Source organism: Candidatus Albibeggiatoa sp. nov. BB20, assembly GCA_016744725.1.
Classification (GTDB): Bacteria; Pseudomonadota; Gammaproteobacteria; order Beggiatoales; family Beggiatoaceae; genus Albibeggiatoa.
The window spans coordinates 24,981-34,200 of the sequence record JADGDW010000025.1 but is presented as its reverse complement, the minus strand read 5'-3'; the positions used below and the strand labels follow the sequence as shown (position 1 = coordinate 34,200).

Genomic DNA, 9,220 nt, shown 5'->3' with positions numbered 1-9,220 from the left:
CAGGGGCTTTTCCCGTCGGCTTTTTAGCTTACCCTGCTGCATCTGAGACCCAAAGCCATTTTTCATTATCAGCAACCTATAGTGGTTTGAAAAACCATCAAATTCATATTGGAGCAGGTTATGCGTATTATGATTTATATAAAGTCATTGATGTGCGTAATTTTGGGGTTAATCTGGTGACAGGTGACCTTTTGTCTCCGCTAGAATTGTTTGATGGATCGGATACGATAGGGGCTTATATGCCTGAAATTGCTCGTAACAATAGATTTTTATTTGTGCAAGACACTTGGACAATTAATCCACAATGGGAATTTACTGTAGGCTTACGTTATGATCGTTATTCTGATTTTGGTTCAACAACCAATCCTCGTTTAGGTTTAGTATGGAAACCCAATATTCATTGGGGGGTTAAATTATTATATGGCGAAGCATTCCGTGCACCTTCTTTTCAAGAATTACATAACCAAAATAATATTATTACCCTTGGTAATCCAGAGTTAAAACCAGAGCAAATTGAAACTTGGGAACTTGCATTTAATTATCATGCTACTGAGGATATTCACTTGTCTTTAAACCTGTTTCGTTACAACATTGAAGATAGAATTCTGTTAGTACCATTAAGTAATTCTATTTTTGGCTATGATAATGCGGCACGTTGGAAAGGTCAGGGCTTTGAATTTGAGACCCGTTGGAAAACCAGTAATAAATCCAGCCTATTATTTAACTATAGTTACCAAGATTCTGAAGATGAAACAGGGATCACATTGTCCAATGCGTCTAAACAAGTTGCATTTTTACGAGCTGATTATCTATTAGGTTTTAAATGGTATGTGGATATGCAGTTAAATTGGAATGATGGCAGGATCAGACCTGAGAATGATCCTCGCCCTAAATTAGACGGTTATACAACAATGGATTTAGTATTACGTCGAAAAGAAGCCCGTGGCGGACATACCAACTTTGCAGTCGGGATTAAAAATGCGTTTGATGCTGATGTACGTTATCCTTCTCCATCACCTGATATTGGCAGCTCTGCTGTAAAAGTACCGAATGATCTTCCTGGAGATAATCGATTTTACTTCATGGAATTCCGTTATAAGTTTTAGCCGTTTCATAAGCGTTGACAATGGCAATGCCTTCAGCAGCAGTCTTGGAATTGACTGTGATTGGTATCACGATAAACAGAAGGGCTTTGGGAAAGGTTTTGACTTCAATTTGAGGTACAAATGAATTATTTGCAATTTGTGTAATAGTTTGTGCTCCAATTCTGACTTCTTTCGCATCACCAGAGATTTGAATCCCCGCGTACATAAAGTTTTCAGTTTGGGTTTTAACCAATCAAGCCTGCATAGTGAATTTCAGCCCAAGCATTCCTCCATAAGCTGCTAAACAATAACAGTAAGGTCTTTTTAGAAAACATGTTTTGTCTCATTAAAAATTATAAATTGCTAGAAATATAGCGTCATTTCTGAATATATCCAATGTGAGCGTTTTTTAGAGATTAAGAAGATATTAATTAATAAGGCTTTACTTGCAGGAAAAATGAATAATCAATGTGTATGTTTGGGAAAAGAGACTTGAATGATTATTTTTTACACTTTTGGATTGATTAGGAACAAGAAAGTTAACTGGCTCTTGTTCCTTATTGCATTTATGGGATCGGTACTTCTTGTAACATGTGATTCATTAAATCTTGGCTATTTTGTGGTTCGCCCGCAGCGGTAATTCGGTGTCCAACCACACCTGGTAACACAGCTTGAATATCCTCAGGAATCACATATTCCCGCCCTGTCATCAATGCCCATGCCTGTGCGCTGTGCAAAATCGCCAAACCTGCACGTGGTGACAAACCCATGTAATAATGTGGCGAATGACGGCTATAATCGAGTAAGGCCTGCAAATAATCAATCAATGGGTCAGACACATGTACTTTGAGCACCTCTTTCTGCATTGCAACTAAGTCATCTACAGAACAACACGGAGTTAAACCTTCTATCATATCGCGACGGTCACGACCTTTGAGTAACGCACGTTCAGTTTCTGCATCAGGATAGCCAAGCTCTAAACACATCATAAAACGGTCTAATTGTGATTCAGGTAACGGGAATGTACCAATTTGATGTAATGGATTTTGAGTGGCCAATACAAAAAAGGGTTGTGGCAATGCGCGGGTTACACCCTCGACCGTGACTTGATGTTCTTCCATCGCTTCGAGTAATGCACTTTGGGCTTTGGGTGTGGCACGGTTAACTTCATCAGCTAATACCATTTGTGAGAAGATTGGCCCAACATGAAATGTAAATTGATTTACTTCCTTATCAAAAATTGAAACGCCTATAATATCAGCAGGTAACAAATCACTGGTAAATTGAATTCGTTGAAAACTTAAATCTAAGACTTTGGCTAATACATGGGCTAAAGTGGTTTTACCCACGCCAGGAATATCTTCAATGAGTACATGGCCGCGTGCCAGTAAGCAAGTCAGGACTAAACGAATCTGATTTTCTTTACCTAGAATGACGGTGTTGATCTGCTTAACAATATTATCTAAAGTTACTTTAAACTGAGACATATCGCATTAACTCGTGGATAGAAAGTTAAATGTTAGCATAATTTTACGGTTTAGCTATTTTTGAAAAACACCAAGCAGCCTTTTATACTATAAAAACTACAATCTGATGAGACGTTCCTGTAGTAATGGTTTATGGAAATATCAAAAGGTTTGCGGTATAGTTTGCGTGAGATTTTTGCTGTACACAACATGGAAATAAACAATGTATCTACCTAAAGTCATTTTATTAATGGTTTTATTTCTATACTTACCATTGAGCCATGCTGACCAAACCTATGGCCCCCTGCGCAACGGTGAAACACTGTGGACAATTGCCCCCAAAGTCAAACCCAGTGATACAATTACCCGCCATCAAATGATCGTCGCATTACTCAATGCCAATCCTCACGCATTTCGTATGTCGTGCAATATCAATTCTCTGAAAATAAAACAAACTTTAACCGTCCCTACTCAGGCTGAAATTGAAAAAATCACCCATAAAGAAGCCTTAGTCACTTATAGTAAGCAAAATGCGGCATGGAAGGCATTTAGAAAACAAGGGGTTAAAATTCAATGTGCGCCCATACCTGAAACCACAACTGAAACTACAGAGGAAAGCTCAAACAATACCCTTGTTGCGATGAATACGCAGTCTGCTAAAGATGTGGTGGTGGTTGATGAGGTGGTGAGTTTACCTAAATTATCGCCGCCAATTGAAGAACCAGCGGAAGTTAGTACAACGTCGCCAGAAAATGAAATGGAAAAACCTGAACCAAAGCCAACTGAACTTAGAGCCAGTCAATTAACGGATGATGCTGAGAAGAAAATTAACTACTTGCCTGTGATTATCGTGCTGGGCGTGGTGTTTTTTGTATTGATTTTGGCTTTCTTATTCCGCGATCATTCAGAAAATAAACCGATCCCCGAAGATTTGACTTAAAATCAGTATATTATGCTTGAGTAAATGCAAGACTGGCGATTCTGTTCAAGTATGGCCAGTCTTATCATTTTATCAACCGCCGCCAATCGCATGAACAATCTCAACTTTATCATTTGATTTTAAAGCATACTGTTCAAATTGACTGCGTGGGATAATTTGCTGATTGACTTCAACTGCTAAACGTTTCTGTGTCAAACCTAATTCTGTTAGTAAATCTTGAATTGTGGCTTGTTCTGGCATCTGTTTTGGCGCACCATTCAACTCAATATCCATAGATTCCCCTTTTTTAAATCCCGCCATTGAATATAGAGCTTATCCAGGTACACGCTGAATTTTTGAACCTAGTTGAGTCAATTTTTCTTCAATCCGTTCGTAACCACGGTCAATATGATAAATCCGATCAACTAAAGTATCACCATCTGCAACCAATGCAGCTAAAACCAAACTGGCAGAAGCACGTAAATCCGTTGCCATCACGGGAGCTGCTTTTAATTTTGGCACGCCTGTGATAATCGCAATATTACCTTTAATCCGAATGTTTGCACCCATACGCTGTAATTCCTGAGCGTGCATAAAACGATTTTCAAATACATTTTCACTGATACTAGAAACACCATCTGCGATACTATTCATTGCGGTAAATTGGGCTTGCATATCAGTTGGAAATGCAGGATAAGGTGCGGTTTCAATATCGACAGCTTTGGGGCGTTTGCCTTGCATATCTAATTCAATCCAATCTTTACCCGTGGTGATTTTTGCACCTGTTTCTTGCAGTTTCAGCAACACAGCATCCAATAAACTCGGATCAGTGTCTTTTAATTTCACTCGCCCGCCTGTCATTGCAGCACCAACTAAATAAGTACCACTTTCGATTCTATCGGGTAAGACCGCATATTCAGTGCCGTGTAAACTCTCAACACCTTGAATATGAATCGTATCTGTGCCAGCCCCTTCAATTTTAGCACCCATTTTAATCAAGAATTCAGCTAAATCAACTACTTCAGGTTCACGTGCTGCGTTTTCGATCACGGTTTCACCATCTGCCAAAGCCGCTGCCATCAACAAGTTTTCTGTACCTGTCACAGTGACTAAATCCATGCACAATTTTGCGCCTTTTAAACGACCTGCTTTTGCGTTGATATAGCCGTTTTCAACCTCAATTTTTGCCCCCATTTTCTCTAAACCTTGAATGTGCAAATTAACAGGGCGTGAGCCAATCGCACAACCACCGGGTAATGACACGTTTGCAGCACCAAATCGCGCGACTAATGGGCCTAAGACTAAGATTGAAGCCCGCATAGTTTTCACTAAATCGTAAGGGGCTGTAAATGTATTTACTTGACTGGCGTTGACTTCAATATTGAGCTTTTCATTAATCATGATGTCCGCGCCCATACGACCAAGCAAGCCCATCATAGTGGTAATATCTTGCAAATGTGGGACATTGCTGATGTAACAAGGGGTTTCAGCCAATAATGTTGCGGCTAAAATGGGTAAAGCGGCATTTTTTGCGCCTGAAATACGAACGTCGCCATTTAGCGGCGTGTCACCTGTAATTAATAACTTGTCCATGTTTGTGTGTTTAGCATCACTTATGAAGAGGTTGAATAAGTATGACGCATAACGCGTCACCGATATATTTCCATGTTGGAAAAACTATAGAAATGGGCTTTTTTAATTTCGTTCCTATCCGCTGTGTGGCATTCAGCCCAAACATATCACATCATGAATAAGTTCAAATATTCCCGCAATGCTTATTAGGGACAAGCTCTCATTTATATATTCTTAAAACAGGGTGATAAGAAATTGTTATGCTTGAGCTCGAGTCGTTAACGCTAGTGCATGAACTTCATCAGTTTGCATGGTATTGCCTAAAGTTGCGTACACCATTTGATGTTGTTTCACCAAGGTTTGGCCTGCAAATGAGTTAGAAATCACCGTTGCCTGAAAATGGCGATTATCTTCACTTTGTACATTGGCTTCACAGTTTTCAATACCGCTTTCAATCAGTTGCTTCACTTCAGCTGGGGTCATGTCACACTCCTTTATTAATTTTCGCTTATGTTAAAGCATTCTACAGGGGAAACAAAGTGCTAGATGCTGAAATTATCTTAACTTATTAAAAAGTGTCACTAAATGGAATTGCAGCAATCTGGAATTTATCTTCATAGACTATTTTTCCCAGCCGCTCTGTGATGATTTGCTGCACGTGAATATCATGGGCTTCGAGAATTTGTCCGTATTGTCTCATTTTAGCAATATGCTTAGATGCTGAGTCCTTAAACCAGCTTATAGCCAAAGGTTTTGTGTGTGCAGATTGTACTCGCGGCGCACGAAGATTTTTTCTAAACCAGTTGTACAGCGCATCTTTATGCCCAATCTCATATTCATAAAGTTGATTTTGCTCAACTAATATTTCCATCGCAGCAAACAAGCCTTTTGGTCTGAAAGAGTGTTCATCTGTTTTAGCAATGACAAAGCGTATAAACATTTTTCATTCGATTTCAGCTAAATATTGATTTTTTAAGTTAATTATCAGGTATTCAATTTTAATATTGTGGCATTATTATTGGGTAATATTCTTGGAGTTTCATGTGTAACTTATGAATATCTATATTAAACATATAATAACTTGAATATGAAAGTAATGGTTTAGATATACTGTTAAAAATATTAAATAAAATTAAGGAATTAATTATGAGTGAAAATCGTATACCAAATATGCCTAAAACTCATATGCGGTTTGATACATCAGCCTTGTTTTTTTTTAATTTTTTCCTTTATTTAATCGTAGTAGCGACGGGTCTTAATATATGGGAAGGTCTACATGAGTGGACTCGAAAATATGAATCATTTGAAATTGATGAATTATTTTCCCTGATTCTGATTAATAGTTTTTTGCTTACAGTTTACTCCTTACGTCGTTGGCAAGAAACAAGACAACAACTCGTTTATCAAAAATGGATAACAGAACAATATCAAATTGAAAAAAACCGTGCTGAAACTGCGGATCAAGCTAAAAGTATGTTTTTAGCCAATACCAGTCATGAAATTAGAACCCCGATTAATGGCATTATTGGCTCAACTGAACTATTGCTGGATACGAAGCTGGACAAAGAACAAACAGATTATGCCCAAACAGCAAAACATAGCAGTGAAATTTTATTAAACTTAATCAATGAACTTCTAGATTTTTCTAAAATTGAAGCAGGCCAATTGAGTTTAGAAACTGAACCCTTTATTTTGCGGGACTGCGTAGAGCAGGCAATTGATTTGATAGCAATGAATGCACATAAAAAACAACTTAATGTCAGTTATTTTATTGAGCCAAATATACCTGAAATTCTGATTGGAGATATTACCCGCTTGCGCCAAGTGCTAATTAATTTACTCAGCAATGCCTTGAAATTTACCGCTAAAGGCGAAATTAAAGTACAAGTTTCAATCCAGTCTGTTAGTGAAGATAATCATTATACTTTACAATTTTTGGTACAAGATACGGGCGGAGGTATTCCAGAAGATAAATTCGATAATTTGTTTAAAGCCTTTGTACAAGCGGATGCTTCAATTACGCGTAAACATGGCGGTACAGGCTTAGGTCTTGCTATTAGTAAAGATATTTGCAAATTGATGGGAGGGAAGATTTGGCTTGAAAGTCAAGTAGACAAAGGAACAACATTTTTTTTTACCATTACTGTACCCATAACCAAAGAAACCGCGTACCCACATTTACATCATTCTGTCGCCGCATTCGCTGGCAAAAAAGCATTGATTTATACCCAACAAGCCTCTAATTTAAAAATAATCGAATCGTTTGTACAACAATGGGGCATGACTACCGAGGTTTTTCAACAAGTTATCGATTTTATGAGCCATTTAGAAATAGACAATAGCGCGGATATTATTATTTTGGATATGATGGAAGATGTGTCCAAGCTTAAACCACTCCTGCACAAAAATCATAAATATTTAGTGCTGAACCAATTAAATCATACAAAACCTGATTTAAGCCCATTCGATGTATATTTTCTTCCTAAGCCATTTAAACCTAGAAGATTGTATGAAACTTTGTTAACTCTGTTTGTAGGTTCAAATACGGTACATATACATGATGCAGTTGATAATCGTCCCTCGTTACCACCCGCGATTCATTTGAATATTTTATTAGCAAAAGATAATCAGGTGAATCAGAAAATTGCAGTGATTATTTTAAAAAAATTAGGCTATGATGTAGATGTTGCAAATAATGGTTTAGAAGTGTTGGAAAAAACTGATCAAAAACAATATGATATTGTATTGATGGATATGCAAATGCCTGAAATGGATGGTTTAACTGCAACCAAAGAACTGATTCGTCAATACCCAAATTCACATCCCATTGTGATTGCGATGACGGCGAATGCAACCGCACATGACAAACAGCAATGCTTTGAAGTCGGTATGAGTGATTACTTACTGAAACCGATTAATCGCCAGTTGTTGGCAGAAAAATTAATACAACATGGCAATCAAATTTATAATGGCGAGCCCCGCCTAATTAAAAATAACTAAAGTTTTGGATTCCATCAGGTCGTTTGAAATGCAAAGCTTTTTCTCGTTCCACGCAGTGCGTGGAATGTGTCATAGATGCAAATGCGTCTTGATATTTTTTGTGGACGCTGGTGCGTCCAATCAGATGACGACGCACCGCGTTGTCACAAGTTATTCACGTTACGCAAAATGAAAAAAAGTTTGAAAGATTAGGGTGGAATAGATGAGCCTTTGATGTTAGTTATTATTAATAAACTCTCTCTCACCGTATTCCACTATCCCAAGCATATCGCGTATTTTGGTGGAAAACGCTGCATTATTCCACCCTACATAAAACGAAAAATTCTTTTATTTACGTAAGGTGAGTCATTAATTATTTAACTGTTCCAATTTTTCACGCATTGCAGTTTCACCGTAACAGCGTTCAATATAATCATAGCCTTCTTTGGCCAATTGCTCCCATAACGCTTTATCCTGATATAACCGACAAATGTGTTGTGCAAACTGTTCAGCATCATCAGCTAACAATGCGGTTTCTTCATCTTTTAAGCCCATGCCTTCCGCACTGATGCGAGTACATACCACAGGTAAACCTAGCGATAAAGCTTGACCAATTTTACCTTTCATCCCCGCGCCATAACGTAAATAAGATACAAATAAACGGCGTTTTTCAAATTCAGGTGCAACTTCATCGACCCAGCCAACGATTTCAACATGTTCATTGGCAAGGGCTTTCATTTCATCTTTCATATTGCTGCCAACCACATAGAATTTTACATCAGGCAATTGCTCATGCACTTTGGGTAAGACTTTCTCCACAAAATAAAATACCGCATCTTCGTTCGGTTGATGATTATAATTACCGATAAACACTAATCCATCACGCTCATCAAAGCTGTTTTTTGACAAAGGCTGTTGTGTATGCACATTGGGTAACACCGCATAATCTAAACTGGGTAATTCCTGCTGTAAGTGTTTACCATCGGCATCCGTCACCACCAATACACGATCAGCAAGCACACAATTGGCTAATTCTCGTTGCTTGGTTTTCACTGCTTGTTTTGCCAGTTTAGGATAATTTTCAATTTCAGCCTGACGTTCTTCACGTACATAATGAATATCAACTGTATCGTATAAAATCTGTGTGCTGGGGGAAACCGCACGAATATGCGAAATATAACGCTGTCCCACATCCACAC

The 9,220-nt window shown here is 38.1% G+C and carries 10 protein-coding genes; 3 read left to right on the top strand and 7 right to left on the bottom strand.

Annotation, left to right across the window (positions count from 1 at the left end; all coding sequences use genetic code 11):
• Window positions 1–1,106: TonB-dependent receptor plug domain-containing protein (locus ABXH34_RS04750; protein WP_353570719.1), on the top strand; the 1,106-nt coding region annotated here is incomplete at its 5' end.
• Here the strand turns inward: ABXH34_RS04750 and ABXH34_RS04745 are convergent.
• Window positions 1,081–1,338 (bottom strand): hypothetical protein, encoded by a 258-nt coding sequence (locus ABXH34_RS04745; protein WP_353570718.1) that lies wholly within the window; start codon window positions 1,336–1,338, stop codon window positions 1,081–1,083. The genes ABXH34_RS04750 and ABXH34_RS04745 overlap by 26 nt on opposite strands.
• A gap of 313 nt (window positions 1,339–1,651) precedes the next feature.
• Complete coding sequence (locus tag ABXH34_RS04740) at window positions 1,652–2,572, bottom strand: AAA family ATPase (RefSeq protein WP_353570717.1); 921 nt, start codon at window positions 2,570–2,572, stop codon at window positions 1,652–1,654.
• Window positions 2,573–2,774: 202 nt separating this feature from the next.
• Here ABXH34_RS04740 and ABXH34_RS04735 point away from each other — a divergent pair, with 202 nt between their 5' ends.
• The gene (locus ABXH34_RS04735) at window positions 2,775–3,491 is read left to right on the top strand and encodes a FimV/HubP family polar landmark protein (RefSeq protein WP_353570716.1); all 717 of its coding nucleotides are present in this window, start codon (window positions 2,775–2,777) and stop codon (window positions 3,489–3,491) included.
• 72 nt (window positions 3,492–3,563) lie between these two features.
• Here the strand turns inward: ABXH34_RS04735 and thiS are convergent, their stop codons facing one another.
• The 4 genes from thiS to ABXH34_RS04715 form a co-directional block, all read right to left on the bottom strand.
• Window positions 3,564–3,764, bottom strand: a complete 201-nt coding sequence (gene thiS, locus ABXH34_RS04730) for a sulfur carrier protein ThiS (RefSeq protein WP_353570715.1) — start codon at window positions 3,762–3,764, stop codon at window positions 3,564–3,566.
• Window positions 3,765–3,803: 39 nt separating this feature from the next.
• A complete protein-coding gene (gene murA, locus ABXH34_RS04725) occupies window positions 3,804–5,063 on the bottom strand; it encodes a UDP-N-acetylglucosamine 1-carboxyvinyltransferase (RefSeq protein WP_353570714.1) in 1,260 nt (419 codons plus the stop codon).
• A gap of 237 nt (window positions 5,064–5,300) precedes the next feature.
• Window positions 5,301–5,525 (bottom strand): BolA family protein, encoded by a 225-nt coding sequence (locus ABXH34_RS04720; RefSeq protein WP_353570713.1) that lies wholly within the window; start codon window positions 5,523–5,525, stop codon window positions 5,301–5,303.
• An 85-nt stretch (window positions 5,526–5,610) separates the two neighbouring features.
• The gene (locus tag ABXH34_RS04715; protein WP_353570712.1) at window positions 5,611–5,982 is read right to left on the bottom strand and encodes a hypothetical protein; all 372 of its coding nucleotides are present in this window, start codon (window positions 5,980–5,982) and stop codon (window positions 5,611–5,613) included.
• A 206-nt stretch (window positions 5,983–6,188) separates the two neighbouring features.
• On the opposite strand from ABXH34_RS04715, the gene ABXH34_RS04710 reads away from it, so the two are divergent.
• Complete coding sequence (locus ABXH34_RS04710; RefSeq protein WP_353570711.1) at window positions 6,189–8,042, top strand: ATP-binding protein; 1,854 nt, start codon at window positions 6,189–6,191, stop codon at window positions 8,040–8,042.
• A 348-nt stretch (window positions 8,043–8,390) separates the two neighbouring features.
• On the opposite strand, the gene ABXH34_RS04705 is transcribed toward ABXH34_RS04710, so the two are convergent.
• On the bottom strand, window positions 8,391–9,220 hold an 830-nt coding region (locus tag ABXH34_RS04705), incomplete at its 5' end, for a glycosyltransferase family 4 protein (RefSeq protein ID WP_353570710.1).